The organism is Pseudomonas sp. A, assembly GCF_056270345.1.
The window spans coordinates 3,841,820-3,856,133 of the sequence record NZ_CM149873.1; the positions used below are offsets into that span (position 1 = coordinate 3,841,820).

14 protein-coding genes and 1 pseudogene are annotated in these 14,314 nt (G+C 60.4%); 9 read left to right on the forward strand and 6 right to left on the reverse strand.

Annotated features, from left to right (window positions below):
• Positions 1-346 precede the first annotated feature (346 nt).
• From AC0MAZ_RS17180 to AC0MAZ_RS17210, 7 genes are read left to right on the forward strand one after another with little or no spacing between them, the layout of a single operon-like run.
• Entirely contained in the window at positions 347-2,455 is a 2,109-nt protein-coding gene (locus AC0MAZ_RS17180; RefSeq protein WP_475858677.1) for a type VI secretion system Vgr family protein, read from the forward strand.
• On the forward strand, positions 2,452-3,024 hold the full coding sequence (locus AC0MAZ_RS17185; protein WP_475858678.1) for a DUF4123 domain-containing protein: 573 nt from the start codon (positions 2,452-2,454) through the stop codon (positions 3,022-3,024). The genes AC0MAZ_RS17180 and AC0MAZ_RS17185 overlap by 4 nt, the downstream gene beginning before the upstream one ends.
• Positions 3,021-3,860, forward strand: a complete 840-nt coding sequence (locus AC0MAZ_RS17190) for a hypothetical protein (protein WP_475858679.1) — start codon at positions 3,021-3,023, stop codon at positions 3,858-3,860. The genes AC0MAZ_RS17185 and AC0MAZ_RS17190 overlap by 4 nt, the downstream gene beginning before the upstream one ends.
• Positions 3,853-5,730: a hypothetical protein gene (locus tag AC0MAZ_RS17195; protein ID WP_475858680.1), complete on the forward strand. Its 1,878-nt coding sequence runs from the start codon at positions 3,853-3,855 to the stop codon at positions 5,728-5,730. Before AC0MAZ_RS17190 ends, AC0MAZ_RS17195 begins: the two co-directional genes overlap by 8 nt.
• Positions 5,731-5,732: 2 nt before the next feature.
• Entirely contained in the window at positions 5,733-6,671 is a 939-nt protein-coding gene (locus AC0MAZ_RS17200) for a hypothetical protein (RefSeq protein ID WP_475858681.1), read from the forward strand.
• 60 nt (positions 6,672-6,731) lie between these two features.
• Positions 6,732-7,670, forward strand: coding sequence for a hypothetical protein (locus AC0MAZ_RS17205; protein WP_475858682.1), 939 nt, complete (start codon positions 6,732-6,734; stop codon positions 7,668-7,670).
• Positions 7,671-7,673: 3 nt separating this feature from the next.
• Positions 7,674-7,943 (forward strand): PAAR domain-containing protein, encoded by a 270-nt coding sequence (locus AC0MAZ_RS17210; protein WP_475858683.1) that lies wholly within the window; start codon positions 7,674-7,676, stop codon positions 7,941-7,943.
• 360 nt (positions 7,944-8,303) lie between these two features.
• Here the strand turns inward: AC0MAZ_RS17210 and ilvA are convergent, their stop codons facing one another.
• On the reverse strand, positions 8,304-9,866 hold the full coding sequence (gene ilvA / locus AC0MAZ_RS17215) for a threonine ammonia-lyase, biosynthetic (protein ID WP_050705507.1): 1,563 nt from the start codon (positions 9,864-9,866) through the stop codon (positions 8,304-8,306).
• Between the two features lie 239 nt (positions 9,867-10,105).
• On the opposite strand from ilvA, the gene AC0MAZ_RS17220 reads away from it, so the two are divergent.
• Positions 10,106-10,243: a hypothetical protein gene (locus AC0MAZ_RS17220; protein WP_475858684.1), complete on the forward strand. Its 138-nt coding sequence runs from the start codon at positions 10,106-10,108 to the stop codon at positions 10,241-10,243.
• 284 nt (positions 10,244-10,527) lie between these two features.
• Positions 10,528-11,085 (forward strand): RNA 2'-phosphotransferase, encoded by a 558-nt coding sequence (locus tag AC0MAZ_RS17225; protein ID WP_475858685.1) that lies wholly within the window; start codon positions 10,528-10,530, stop codon positions 11,083-11,085.
• A 154-nt stretch (positions 11,086-11,239) separates the two neighbouring features.
• On the opposite strand, the pseudogene AC0MAZ_RS17230 reads toward AC0MAZ_RS17225, so the two are convergent.
• The 5 genes and pseudogenes from AC0MAZ_RS17230 to AC0MAZ_RS17250 all read right to left on the reverse strand — a co-directional run.
• A pseudogene (locus tag AC0MAZ_RS17230) lies at positions 11,240-11,371 on the reverse strand (DUF3077 domain-containing protein); the annotation flags it as partial.
• Between the two features lie 64 nt (positions 11,372-11,435).
• The gene (locus AC0MAZ_RS17235) at positions 11,436-11,714 is read right to left on the reverse strand and encodes a colicin immunity domain-containing protein (protein WP_475858686.1); all 279 of its coding nucleotides are present in this window, start codon (positions 11,712-11,714) and stop codon (positions 11,436-11,438) included.
• Positions 11,715-11,821: 107 nt separating this feature from the next.
• Positions 11,822-12,190 (reverse strand): contact-dependent growth inhibition system immunity protein, encoded by a 369-nt coding sequence (locus tag AC0MAZ_RS17240; protein ID WP_475861455.1) that lies wholly within the window; start codon positions 12,188-12,190, stop codon positions 11,822-11,824.
• Positions 12,191-12,357: 167 nt separating this feature from the next.
• On the reverse strand, positions 12,358-12,723 hold the full coding sequence (locus tag AC0MAZ_RS17245; protein ID WP_475858687.1) for a barstar family protein: 366 nt from the start codon (positions 12,721-12,723) through the stop codon (positions 12,358-12,360).
• Positions 12,724-13,399: 676 nt separating this feature from the next.
• Complete coding sequence (locus tag AC0MAZ_RS17250) at positions 13,400-14,035, reverse strand: hypothetical protein (protein WP_475858688.1); 636 nt, start codon at positions 14,033-14,035, stop codon at positions 13,400-13,402.
• Positions 14,036-14,314: the final 279 nt, after the last annotated feature.

Sequence of the window (14,314 nt, forward strand, 5' to 3'; positions counted from 1 at the left end):
CTCTCAAGCTGACGGTAGGTTTTCAGCATCCGCCGGAACGGGCGTGGTGGCGTTGATCCAGGGCAAGACTGATGCAGGCCGGGGTTCGAAAAAACGAATCTAGTTGTGTCCGGCCGGATTCTTTTACCCAGTAATAACAATTAATAAACACCAACTAAGAAACATCCTACAAACCCACAAAAACAAGAACGCAAAGTTTATTTAATTATTTGAAATAGCGTTCTAGCCTAGGCCTTCGTATTTGCCAGGGGCATTTTCTTGCTCGCCATTAACAGGGTCCTACGGACTCTACGGCAGCCCTGACAATTCCAGATAACAACTAGTTACATATAAACACTGGAGTGCCATGACCCGCCAATCCGACCTGAGCTACCGCTTCGAGCCCCTGGCCAGCCAGGACCCGTTCGAAGTGGTCTCCTTCACCCTCGACGAAGCCCTCAGCACCCCGTTCAGGCTGGTGCTCGAACTGGTCAGCTACGAAGACAACGTCGACTTCGCCCACCTGCTCGACAAGCCCGCGCTGTTCACCATCCTGCGCGGCCAGCGCCCGATGCGCCATGTCCACGGCCTGATCAGCGTCTTCAGCCAGGGCGACACCGGCTCCTGCCGCACCCGCTACCAGGCCGTGATCGAGCCCAAGCTGGCCCGCGCCGGGCTGCGTTCGAACTGGCGCATCTTCCAGCAACAAAGCGTGCCGCAGATCCTCGAAACCCTGTTCAAGGCCCAGCGCATCACCGACTTCGAGCTGGGCCACAGCTTCCCCCACGCCCCCCGCGAGTTCTGCGTCCAGGCCGGCGAAACCGACCTCGCCTTCATCACCCGCCTGGCCGCCGAGGAAGGTTTCATCTACCGCTTCGTCCACAGCGCCAAGGGCCATCGCCTGCTCGTCAGCGACCGCGTGCTGACCCTGGGCATGATCAGCTCCAGCCTGGTCAAGCCCGATGACGATGACGACGACGAAGGCTTCGTCGACGACGACTACCCCGACCCGCTCGCCGTGCTCTACCACGCCAACAGCGGCGGCGACCAGGCCCGCCCCTGCCTGCGCCGCCTGCACTACCGCGAACAGGTGCGCACGGCCCGCCAGGTGCAACGCGACTACTCCTTCACCCACCCGGCCTACCACCTGCAGCAGGAGTTCAACGCCAGCGACCTGCAGCACCAGGCCGACGACTACGAGCGCTTCGACTACCCCGGCCGCTACAAGCGTGACGAAGTCGGCATCCCCTTCACCCGCACCCGCCTCACCGCCCTGCGCCACGACGCGCGCATCGCCGAGGTCGAGGGCGACGACGTGCGCCTGCAGCCGGGCCTGAGCTTCGACCTGGTCGAACACCCCCGCGCAGACCTCAACATCCATTGGCGGGTGGCCAGCGTGCGCCACGAGGGCGCGCAGTTCACCAGCCTGCAGGAGGAAGCCGCCGGCGCCGAACAAGGCACGCGCTACATGCAAAAGGCCCTGCTGGTGCCCGGGCGCATCGAGTGGCGCCCCGAGGCGCCGCCCAAGCCGCGCATCGACGGGCCGCACATGGCCACGGTGGTCGGCCCCGAGGGCGAGGAGATCTTTTGCGACGAGTGGGGCCGGGTCAAGGTCAGCTTCCCCTGGGACCGCGAGAGCCGCGACAACGAGTACAGCTCCTGCTGGGTGCGGGTGTCCCAGGGCTGGGCCGGCGGCGGCTGGGGCGCCATGGCCATCCCACGGATCGGCCAGGACGTGGTCATCCAGTACGTCAACGCCGATCCCGACCAGCCGATGATCACCGGGCGCACCTACTGCGGCAACCAGCGGCCGCCCTACGAACTGCCCAAGCACCGCACGCGCATGACCATCAAGAGCAAGACCCACAAGGGGCAAGGTTTTAACGAGCTGCGCTTCGAGGATGAGCTGGGGCAGGAAGAGGTGTTCATCCATGCGCAGCGAGACCTCAACGCCAAGATCAATCACGATGAAAGCCACACCGTGGGCAACGATCGCACCCTCTCCACCGGCCGAGACAGCAGCACCTGCATTGCCCGCGACGCGACACTCAGCACCGGTCGCGACCGCCGCGACCATGTGCGCCAGGACTGCTTCACCCACATCGACCGCAACCTGGTGCACAACATCGGCAACGCCTGCAGCGAGACGATCGGCAGCGACCACCACCTGAGCATCGGGCGTGACCAGACGCTGATCATCGAGGGCACCCAGACCCTCGAGGCCCGCACGGCCCAGCGCCTGCTGACACCGTCGTACATGCTGCAGGGCACCGAGCGAATCCATATCCGCGGCCCCGCCGGCAAGATCATCCTGGACGCCGACGGCATCACCCTCGAAGCCCCCAACATCCGCTTCAAGGGCAACGTCACCTACCATCCCCCGGTCCAGGCCCAGGTCGAGGCCATCGAAGCGGCAATCCGCGAAGGGACGCCCCTTATCGAGGAATGCCCATTTGCCGGGGAGGACGACGCATGAGCCTGCATCGGCAACTGAGCGAGGCCGGTGCGCCAGCCTGCGCCGACCAGCCTCTGTACCTGCTGGCAGAGGCCTGCGCCGTGCCTGGCCTGCCGGGGCGGCTGGAGTTCCATGGCGCGCATTACCAATACCTGTGGCACCTGCACCTGCGCCCAGGCCTGGAAAACCATGCGCCACTGCTCCTGCAGCTGTCACCCGGCACTGACCTCGATACCTGGCTCGCAAGCCGACAGACGACGTTCGCCTGCTCCGTGGTCCAGAGCACTCTGCCGCTCGCGGAACTGGCATCGCACTTGCGGCGTTTCGGCAAAGTGCAACAGGGTCGACATCGTTACTTCCTGCGCCTTGGCGATCCCGCTTCGCTGCACCTGTATGTGGCCTCATTGGCGCAACAACCGCAGGCCCTGGCAGACCTTTTCGCCCATGGCCGCATACGCCAGCTGTATTTCCATGTCCCCCAGACCGGCCTGGCACAAGGCGTTCAACCCTTGTTCGAACAAACCGCGCAAGACTGCGAACAGGACGGCTGCCTGGCCTGGCTGGCACCACCCATGGAGGTCGCCCGGTGAAACTGCCCACCCTCGACCTCGACGCCCTGACCACGGCCTCCCGGCAAAACGCCAATCGCCAGCTTGTCCGTTACCTGAAAGAGCACTTCGATGCGCTGGCGCATCTACCCATTACCCAGAAGCGTCTTCCCCACCTGATCGACCAGGCGGGCAGCATCACCTGGAGCAGTGACTCCCCCGACGCCACGGAGTACGCCACGCAGACCTTGATCCACGTGCTCCTGGGGCTCGCCTGGTGGAACGACCCCAGCTGCCAGCCACTGTGCTCGCTGCTTGAAGTTGATGGGCTGCACCATGACCAACGGCTGCACCTGCTGACCGCGCAGGCGATTGCCCAGGGCAAGCACCAGCAGGCTGTGCTGCCCGGCATGCTTGCCGTCCTCCTCGACCTGCTGGGCTGGCATGACGACACCTGGGAGATGGATCGGCTCTGGGACACGCTGGCCCGGCTCATGACCCTCCGAGGCCCGGCGCTGGAGACGCACGAGAAAATCTACCGCACCTACGAAACGGATGCCTGTGAGCGCTATGGCCTGCCGCCCCTGGTCCATCGCGAGCTCAATGGCCAGGAAGTGCTCGCCTACCGTCATTACGGCTGGCGCATCCCGAAGCTCTCCGATGCGTTGACAAAACAGCCCGCACTGCAACGTAACCAAATAGTGCAGCACATCCTGCTGGCAATCGTGTTCGGCCGCGCCTTCTTCCTCAGCGCAGCGTTCACCGAGTGGATGGTGGCACTGGACCAGCAAGCATCCTCCAGGGAAAGACGCGCCACGCTGGCCGGGCTACTGACGACTTATCAACGCACGCTGGTGGAGGTCGTGCCCCATGCCTGAAACAGCTATTTCATCCCAGGACAAGATCTACCAGGACGTTCTCGACGGCAACCTGCCCAAACCCGTCGAGCTGTGCATCCCCTGCACCCTCCCCGGCGCGATGTTCTCCCTTGAGGGCGACGAGGGCTGCGACTTCCTGCTGGGCATTCCACGCCAGGGCGTCGGCCCCGCCTGGTTCCGCGACAACCCATGGATCCGCGACACGGCCCGCAACCACCGCGACACCTTTCTGCAGCAGGTCCTTGAGCAGGCCGGCAGCACCTACGGCGACGCCTGGCTCGCCGAGTTCCATGCCTTCGCCGCTCGCGAAAAACTGCAGCTGGTCTGCGTCGACGAACAGATGCGCCTGGACGACCTGGCGCCGCCCGTGCTCGACCACATGGGCGTGCGCACCCACCAGGGCATGGGCTTCGAACTGCACAGCAATTTCTTCTTCGCCGACCACAGCATCTACTTCGCCACCTTCACCCACGCCCGCTGGTCCGAAGCACCTCGCGAGGAGTACCTGGACGACCAGGGCGAACGGCACATCAGCCCACCCTACACCTGGCACTCGCCCAGCGGCCTCTACCCCGTCGACCAGGCCTGCACGCAACTGGCCGCCCACTTCGCCGAGGCCAAGGCCAGGTCACGCACCTGGGAGGGCGTCAAGGGCGCCGCCGAACTCGCCCTCGGCCTGCTGGCCACGGTACCGGTGGTGCGCGGCATTCGCGGCGGCGTCAGCGCCGGGCGCTACGCCTTCCTCGCCCTGGAGGGCGCCCTGGCCGCCGACGCCATGGTCGACGGCAGCAGCCGCATGATCACCGGCGAAGGCCTGAGCATCGGCGAGGCGTTCTTCACCGAACTGGCCAGCCTGGCCAACCCCACCACCGCCGAGGCCCGTGGCAAGCAGGTGTTCATGGCCATCAACCTGGCCCTGCTGCTGCCCAACGCCCTGGGTGGCGCGCGCTGGTTGATGCACAAGCTGCGGCCCGGCAGCGTCACCACGGTACGCCTGGACAACGCCGCACTGACCGAGGAACAGGTACGCCGCCTGGCCCGGCGTGAGGCCGGTGAGGTCAGCGTGCTCGAGACCCGCATCGACCGCCCGGCCCGCGACGGCGGGCTGGCGGTGCGCGCCAGCGAGCTGCACGCCATCGACCGCAACGCCAGCCGGATAGCGCTGGAGGTGGTCGGCGGCCGTGCCGACTACGCCTACATGGCCACGACGATGCGCGACCGCCTGGTGGCGCTGATCAGCCACGCCGTCGGGCCGGTGCGCATGGGCGGCGGCCTGACCCGGGTGGTGGCCGATGCGGGCGAAGAGGCACTGGCCGCGGCGCTGGTCAACCACTGGAAGGTCAAGCCGGAGAACATCCTCGGCATGAGCACCCATCCCTCGCGCGCCAGCCAGTTCGGTTTGAAGAACAAGAGCGACCAGGGCATCGACATGCTGGTCTACGTGCCGCCACCGCCATCGATGAGCGTGCGCAATCCGACGAACCAACAGATGCGGCATCACATCGATGGGATCAAGGGGGTGGCGCCGTTGGAAGAGTTGCAGTTTGCCGAGGGGACGCTGTTGGTGATCGAGGTGAAGACGACGTTGGGGAAAACCAAGACGCCGGGGTTTCTGAAAACCCAGACAAACGGTGGAGTACAGAACCTCAAAAGAATTCAGCATCTCATTGAAAACAAAAAACAAGGATGGAATGAGGCCAAGCTTCGGGCAATGGATTCTAACTTCTCCAAAAAACTCGGAGCCGTGATGGATAGCTATGGAGCAGAACAAATAACTTACATCCACGCACAGGTTTTCTTCGACACAAATGGCAACCTAAGTAGGTTAACCAAAAATAACAATGGCATCCAACTAAATACCTGGAACTAAGAATGAAAACCAAACAGAAAAATCGCTTAAATACCAGCAAAGCAAATATCACCGACTGGGCTTCCGACGACCTGATAGTCAGAGAACACATTCTAAAATCTTATTGCGAGACGGGAAATAATTTCCCAACAGTCTGCAACGAACTTTTTAGAACAGGCATGAATGCGGTAGGCAAGAGTATGCACCTGGCTTTGACAGCAGCGCCTCGCAATGCGGCTTTAAGTCTAGGATCAGCAACCATGAAAATGCTAATAGCAAACTCCATAAGAATTTCTAGCCTTAAAGGAACCTCGAAAAAATCCACACAGGATCTGGATGGAGTCACTCATGTGATGCTCTGTGCCTTATCCACAGGGCAGTTCAACACTATCGAACCAATGTATCGAGCGATACTCTCCGCTATCGATAATGGCTACGGAGTTGACGACGGACATAACTTACCTCTAGGAACCACTCTGCGCTACGCTGCCTTCGGGCTAACGATCATTGGCAACTGGCTCGGCAAACCGTTGGACCTCAACAAACACGCACTGCCCCGTGACCCGGCTTGGGGCCAACTGGTTGCCCATTGGCGCGAGCCCGATCCAGAGAAACTGCTGCCTACTCTGATGGCAGCCTGCGACACCCATGTCGAGCGCATCGCCCTCAACTCCCGCGAACTTGATTCAGGTAACTTCGAATTCGGCTCTCCCTTCGAGGCCGTCTACCCTGCCGAGATTCTCGCCATCCTGAACCTGCGACGATCACTGAAGCTGGCCAATCCCTTCATCGATCACCCATTGATGACAACCCCCTATGCAGCGCTCACCTGCCCGCCGGGCACCCGACTTGATAAAGACGAGTTGCTGGAACGCTTTCTGATCGCTGTCTGCAAGTACAACCCGGAGGCCATGCCAGAGGGGCTCTACGAAGCAGCACTACAGAAACCGTCATTAGGTTGACCCCAGCAATCATCCCATACGTCCACGGAGCACTGGTCAGCCACTCGGAGAACATCCTCTATGAGAAAGTCACCCAGCACACGCCTCGCGAAAAGCCTAGCCAATATCAAGATCTGGGCAGGTGGTGGTCTTATCGCCGATTTGGACACCATAGAATATTATACAAACAAGAACGAGCGCTTGGTGGTTGCCTGCGACGAAATATTCCTACTTGGAAAGAATGAGATAGGTGCCAGCCTACAATCCGCACCAGATCAGTCACATCTCGAACAAACTAATAAACTAGCAGCCGGAATACGTAAAATACTGATAGCTGACAGCATGATTATTCGAACCCTGTTGGATTCTAATTCGACAGGGATCGACGATCTGGACAACGTAACACATATTATGTTTTGTGCCCTTGCGACGGGACAATTTGCGATTATTGAGCCATTCCACCGGGCAGTATTCGCCGGCATTAACGGTGGGTATGGAATTGAGGACGGGCATAACCTACCTCTAGGAACCACGCTACGTTACGCCGCCTTCGGTCTAGCAATCATTGGCGACTGGCTGGGCAAACCACTGGACCTCGACAAGCATGCCCTGCCCCGTGACCCGGCCTGGGGTCAACTAGTCGCCCACTGGCGCGAGCCCGATCCAGAGAAACTGCTACCCATCCTGATGGCAGCCTGCGACACCCATGTCGAGCGCATCGCCCTCAACTCCCGGGAACTTGATTCAGGTAACTTCGAATTCGGCTCTCCCTTCGAGGCCGTCTACCCCGCCGAAATCCTCGCCATCCTCAATCTGCGACGATCACTGGGCCTGACCAATCCCTTCATTGATCACCCACTGTTGACAACCCCGTACGCGAAGCTCACCTGCCCGCCAGGCACCCGGCTGGAAAAAGACGAGTTGCTGGAGCGTTTTATGGCTGCAGTCTGCAAATACGATCCACAAGCCATGCCGGAAGGACTTTACCAAGCCGTCATGCACACAACCGAGGAGTCTTGAGGCATGGCCCGACACGGCGCGATTCGCAAGGGTGACCGTCACAGTGGTGGCGGTCGGATGCTCGAGGGCCGCGGTGTACTGATCGATGGTGTGCCGCAGTGTGTGCTTGGCGATCGCGCAGCCTGCCCGCTGCACGGTGGTGAGTTCGCGCTGGTATCCAGCGCTGACAACACCGTGCTGTTCAACGACATCCCCTTGGTGTTCGAACCTGCGCAGCTGGCGTGTGGCTGCAGCGTTTTGTCTTCCTGTAGGCCGGGTAATGCCAGAGCGTAAGCCAACCTGAAAAGGTTGGCTGGCAGCGCCGACGCCATCGCGGGGCAAGCCCGCTCCCACGCTGGTATGTGCAGCACTGGGAGCTGTAGAGCGCCCGCAACGCCAGTGGCGTCATAGCGTAAGCCGACCTGGGGAGGTTGGCTGGCAGCACCGACGCCATCGCGGGGCAAGCCCGCTCCCACGCTGGTATGTGCAGCACTGGGAGCTGTAGAGCGCCGGCAACGCCAGTGGCGTCATAGCGTAAGCCAACCTGGGGAGGTTGGCTGGCAGTGCCGACGCCACGCGGGGCAAGCCCGCTCCCACGCTGGTGTGTGCAGCGCTGGGAGCTGTAGAGCGCCGGCACCGCCAGTGGCGGCATGTTTACCCCATGAACAGCCGGTACGCCGGATTCTCCGTCTCGTCCCAGTACTGATAGCCCATCTCGTCCAGCGCCTGTGGCAGCCCGGCCAGCTCGTCGTCCGGCACCTCCAGCCCGGCGAACACCCGCGCCTGTGCCGCGCCGTGGTTGCGGTAGTGGAACAGGCTGATGTTCCAGCGCTTGCCCAGGCGCTCGAGGAAGCCCAGCAGCGCCCCAGGACGCTCGGGAAACTCGAAGCGCAGTACCCGCTCGCCGGCCCCCGGCGCCGCGTGGCCGCCGACGGTGTGGCGCACGTGCAGCTTGGCCAGTTCGTTATCGGTCAGGTCGAGCACCTGGTAGCCCTGCTCGTGCAGGCTGGTTAGCAGTTGCTCCCGTGGGTCGTGCTGGGGGTGGGTCTGCACGCCGACGAACAGGCGCGCCTCCTTGCCCGGGTAGTAGCGGTAGTTGAACTCGGTGATCTGGCGCTTGCCCAGGGCCAGGCAGAAGGCGCGGAAGCTGCCGGGGCGCTCGGGGATGGTCACGGCGATGATCGCCTCGCGCTGCTCGCCCAGCTCGGCGCGCTCGGCCACATGGCGCAGGCGGTCGAAGTTGACGTTGGCACCGGAGTCGATGGCCACCAGGGCCTGGCCCTGCAGGCCCTCGCGGGCCACGTAGCGTTTGATGCCGGCCACGGCCAGGGCGCCGGAGGGCTCGGTGATCGAGCGGGTGTCATCGTAGATGTCCTTGATCGCCGCGCACAGCTCGTCACTGCTGACCGTCACCACCTCGTCGACGAAGTGGCGGCAAAGCTCGAAGCAGTGCGCGCCGATCTGCGCCACCGCCACGCCGTCGGCGAAGGTGCCGACCTGCGGCAGGATCACCCGCTCGCCGGCGGCCATGGCGGCCTGCAGACAGTTGGAGTCCTCCGGCTCGACGCCGATCACCTTGACCTCGGGGCGCAGGTACTTGACGTAGGCGGCGATGCCGGCGATCAGGCCGCCGCCGCCGACCGGGACGAAGATCGCATGCAGCGGGCCGGGGTGCTGGCGCAGGATCTCCATGGCCACGGTGCCCTGCCCGGCGATGACGTCGGGGTCGTCGAACGGCGGCACGAAGGTCGCGCCGTCGCGATCGGCCAGTTGCAGGGCATGGGCCAGGGCGTGGGGGAAGCTTTCGCCGTGCAGCACCACATGGCCACCCCGTGAACGCACGCCTTCGACCTTGAGCGAGGGTGTGGTGGTGGGCATGACGATGGTGGTCTTGATGCCCAGGTGCGAGCCGGCCAGGGCCACGCCCTGGGCGTGGTTGCCGGCCGACGCGGTGATGACGCCGCGTTCGCGCTGGGCGGGAGTCAGGCGCGACAGCCGGGTGTAGGCGCCGCGGATCTTGAAGGAGAACGTCGGTTGCAGGTCTTCGCGCTTGAGCAGGACCTGGTTGCCCAGGCTGGCCGACAGGGCCGGCGCCACTTGCAAGGGGGTTTCGATGGCCAGGTCGTACACCGGGGCCGAGAGAATCCGGCGCACTTGTTCGGACAGCAGTTGCTGGGGCGTTGCCGGGGTACGCAGGGTGGCGCTGAGGCTGGTCATCGATGACTCCTGGTTTTTTTGTAGTGCCCAGGAGTCAGAGAGAAGAAACCCGCCTCCAGGGCGGGTTCAGTGCATGTGTGCGCTAGCCCGCCAAGCTGATAATGGCGGTAATAATGCTGAGGGCGCGACGCTGCGGGAATAGGTTCATGGGGTGGGAAGCTAGCGTGGGGGACAGGCGCAAGTCAAGGACTTCAGCTTTGGCTCAAGCGTGTTGGTTTGAGTGTTTGTATGCGCATTTATTGGCGAGGGCGATCATCAAGGCGGGCCTGGAGATGGCCGGGCTGCCGGTCGGCGAGCCACGGCGGCGGGTGTTCGGGCTGGATACCCAAGGCCGCGACCAGATGAAGACGCTGCTCGAAGCCTTGCGTCAGGGCTAGTGTCCTGTCTCGGAAATAAGCTGTTCACTTTTGGCGGCGTCTTGGATGCCCGGCCGGCGTTGCCACTCCTCGCCATAGCCCTGCTATGACTCGTCGCGGCGCCTTGGCCGGACACCCAAGCCACTCGCCAAAAGAGAACGTATTCCCGAGACAGGACACTAGCATCAGCGACGTGCCTGTGGGCGTTCGCTCCCACAGGCCATCTGCACGCTTGAGAACTCAACCCCGAACCCGGAGAATGTACCGACCCAAACGACCAGAAGCCATGGAAAAGGACCTTTCCAGTGAACCAGAAACAACGCGACGCCCTCAGCAAATTCCTCAGCTACGTACTGCGCCATGCCCCCGAATCCATCGACCTGTCCCTGGACCGCGACGGTTGGGCCGATGTCGACGCGCTGATCCACGGCGCCGGCCGGCAAGGCCATGCCTTCGACCTGCACGCCCTGCGCGAGGTGGTCGAGACCAATGACAAGCGCCGCTTCACCCTCTCCGACGATGGCCGCCGCATCCGCGCCGCCCAGGGCCACAGCAGCGCCCAGGTCGAAGTGCGCCACGTCGCCAAGACGCCACCCGCCCTGCTCTACCACGGCACCGCCAGCCGCTTCCTGGCCTCCATCGAAGCCCAGGGCCTGATCCCCGGCAGCCGCCACCATGTGCACCTGAGCGAGGATCCGCAGACCGCGCTGGCGGTGGGCAAGCGATATGGTCAGCCAGTGCTGCTTGGGGTCGATACCCAGGCCATGTGCGCAGCAGGAACGGTGTTCTATCAAGCCGACAACGGTGTCTGGCTGGTAGACCAAGTGCCGCCGGCCCATCTGTCACGCCAAGCAGAGAAATAAACCCAACCCGTCCCCCTGTAGGAGCGGCCTTGTGTCGCGAAAGGGGTGCGAAGCGCCCCCAGGATTCGTGCATCAAGCAGATATCGCCGGGGCTGCTCTGCAGCCCTTTCGCGACACAAGGCCGCTCCTACAGGGGAATGTGCAAAGCCTGGGACTAGTGCGCCATCCCAAGCTCCGCATCATCCATCAGCGCCTTGGCCAAGGCACTGAGGTAATGCGCCGCCCAGACCATCCGCGGGTCTTCGTCCATCACCCCGATCAAGGTCAGGTGCCGCACATAGTCCATCGCAGCAATTTCCAGTGTTAACCTGGCCCTGCCCTTGCCCCTTCGTCCTCCGGCGAGATGAACATCAATAACCCTTCAGTGCCTCATATGCACACCAGATGCAATCGCGAACTTGCGCTGCGCCAAGATAGTAATCTGGATCGCTCTGAAGCAAACGCTCACTCTTCGTAAACGCATCAAGATCGCCGAACAGCTTATCCAGCACGCCATAGGTCTCCTCTAGAAGAGGGGACTGCTCGCGCTTGAAACGCTCAAAGTATAATTCGGAGAATTGCTCAAGCGAATACTCCCCGTCCAAACACCCCTTGATCAGGGTCATATAAGGCAATATTGCCTCATCCATCTTCATCACCATAAACAAAGGGGTCCGACAGACTTAATCCATCACCGTTTCGCAAGGCAGGATTACCGCTGTGAAAGCGGGCTTGCTGCGCCCCAACTTCCCCGCCCTCAGCACCCTGGGTGCCCATCAGCCAGCACCTCCCGTACCTTGCGCAACCAACCAGCATAATCCAGCCCCTCTGAATCTGGCGCAAAGAAGCAACCTATTTCCTGTGCCACGAGATGTTCAAGCGCCTTTTCAGAAAAATTTAAGCTTAGCACCTCATCAATCTCTCGCACGCCTGCTACATGCATTTCCCTTGGTTCATCCACAAGCATGTTGCGCAACGCTTCAGCGCTGTCGGAATATTCTTCTGGCCAGTCCTGATGAAAGTAACAGCCCAACAAGTGAGAGAGCATGGGGAGCTTCATAAATGCCTTAACTCGAAGAGGTGAAAGACGGGCCAAAAAGAGGACAGTTTTATTCCTTGCACTCATTTTTGACACATCCGCTTCCAACGCTCGACTACATCAGCACTTTCTTAGCACCAGACTTCGCAGTCGTCTTGATCATGCAACAGCAGACATTAGAATAGAGAAAACAAACCTGCCCCTCCTCCTTTTCTCCGTTGTGACTCAAACACCGGAATTCAAGAATCGCTCTATCATGCCCCTATCGACTTCCCTGAATAAAATTTCAAGCTTATGTTCGCCCCCAGATCCCAACTAAGAGTTGCATCTCGCAAAACTTCTAAATAGACCCTCAACTCACTGTCCGGTAAGGCAGGCACCCCCTCATGAGCGATGATCACTTTTCGACAGGGAATCCACTCAAGGTCTGTCAAACAATCATACAACGCATTCCAGTTAAACCCAAAATATCCAGGAAACCAAAGTCCATAATAAAGCGCCCTCAGTAATTCGGCTGGCAACGCTATTCCGGGGTCTATACGCACATAGAAAGCTTTGGCTGTATCGTAGCCCCTATGACTATCGAAGAACACAAACGGTGCTTGCTTATCCGAATTCATTTTTAGTCGCAAGAGCCAACCTCACTCAAAAAACCTCTTACCAACAGTCGATCAGATTCATTTTTTGCGGCCTTACCCAGAACAGGAGTCAGATAGTAGAGCAGCAACACTCTATCAGAAGTGCTAGCTGGAAGGTTGTCCCTGACACACTCAATAAATGTCTTTACTGACATAAACGAGGAAAACACCTCGTACCCTCTCGCGCTCGAAAACGGTATCTTCTTAAAATAGTAGCTAGCCAATCGCCTTTGATCGGATCGCTTCCAAGAGCGGTGAGGAATCAGCAACAGCGCCTCACCATATTCCATGGATTCTAACGGATAGGTCCTCATTAGCCATTCAACAGCCTGCTCTGAGCTCAGCGCTGCAAGCTGTTGACACAGCTGCTTCTGCTGTGAATTCATAACACCACCTACCTTGGCTTCAATACATCCTGCGGCAAGCCCGAATCTCTACTCAGCGTAGCAGGAGGCTGATGATAGCAAGAATTGTTAGTCCATTGGGTTACAGCCCCGCGAACCTGCCCGTCATTATTACCAAAGCGTATAAAACCTGCATAACTTACCTTTCCTCCGCCACTTCAAACCAAGATGGGTTGAGAAGTCCTGATTCACATTTAGCCTGTATCCAACGCATCCCATCATGCCCACTGATATTCGCCCCGTGCGTTGGAGCATCACTCACGACAGTTTATCTCGGGTGCAGTGCGCCCTTGCACAGGCACCGGCAAGGTCTGTTCGACCTGCGCCAGGCGCACCAGCTTGCGTACTTCGAACACACACCGCCACTGCCCTGTACCCTTGCTGTTCCACGGTGTGTCGATACCCACCGTCACCTCGTACTGCTGCCCTGCCTCCAGTCGATAGACCTTGCTCTGTTCCGGGCAGCTCACCGAGCTGATACTGCTGTCAGCGGCAACGGAGCGGTTGGTGGAAAACATGAACGGCACCGACACCGGGACGCGATACTCCGTGACCACGGGCTGGTAAGGCCCGGCTGACGCCTGCCGGATACCACTGATAGCCGGTAACAACGGCATGACAGGGGGCGACATGCCAACCGAAGCACTCTGCCTGGGAAATGCCGGATAAGCCGGGCTGACCTCATCGAACCCACGGCCCGCCATGGCCATCAGGTGCCTTACCTTGGGTACGCACGAACCTGCGAGGGAGTCGCCATACACATCGGTATTGGAGGTTACGCGTACCAACGCCATGTCGGCAGGGGGGGTCGGCTCAAGATAGGGGACAGAATCGAAGCCGGAGCAGCCAGCGAGTAAGCAGGCCAACAAAAACAGAATGCCGCGTATCATGGAAAATCCTTTTACACCCTAGTTAAAAATTACACCTTAAACACTGCACTCAGACTATGGATATATGCCAGCCCGCTCAAGCTCGCAAAACAAAAAAACCATACCCTCCCGTATACTGCATGCATCCTTTCTTATTACAACACCCTTGGTCGCCGACACATTCAAAACAAAAGTATAAATATTACCCCCTCGCTCACCGTCCACCTTAAATATAAAGAACCCTTTATTCTTCACTGCCACCAGCTCAAGAACCTGAACAAAACCCTCAAGCTCGACACA